Annotated in this window: 1 pseudogene; it reads left to right on the forward strand. The window is 76.5% G+C overall.

Annotated elements, in window-relative coordinates:
• Positions 1–464, forward strand: a pseudogene (locus DW309_RS03420) (gephyrin-like molybdotransferase Glp); the annotation flags it as partial.

Raw genomic sequence — 464 nt, forward strand, 5'->3', positions numbered from 1 at the left:
GCGCTCGTGCTCGCGGCGGTCGAGCCACGTCCGCCGGTGGAGCGGCGGCTCTCCGACGCCGTGGGCTCGACGCTCGCGGAGCCCGCACGCGCGCGCAACGCCGTCCCCGCGTTCGACAACTCGGCCATGGACGGGTTCGCGGTGCGCTTCACCGAGGTGACGGGCGCGTCCGTCACCCGCCCCGTGACGCTGCGGGTCGTGGCGGATGTGCCCGCGGGGAGTGGCGACGACCCGGAGCTTCCGCCCGGATCCGCCGTCCGCATCATGACCGGGGCCCCGCTGCCCTCCGACGCCGATACGGTCGTGCCCTTCGAGGACACGGTCGGCGGCCTGGCGGACTCGCTCGACGAGGTCGTGGTCCGGAGTGCTCCGCGACAGGCGGGTGCTCACGTCCGTCGCGCGGGTGAGGACGCCGCGGCGGGAAGTCTCGCGCTCGCCGCGGGCGCGCTGCTCGGCGCGCGGCA

Origin of the sequence: Microbacterium sp. K41, assembly GCF_004794395.1 — a bacterium.
Taxonomy (GTDB): Bacteria; Actinomycetota; Actinomycetes; order Actinomycetales; family Microbacteriaceae; genus Microbacterium; species Microbacterium sufflavum.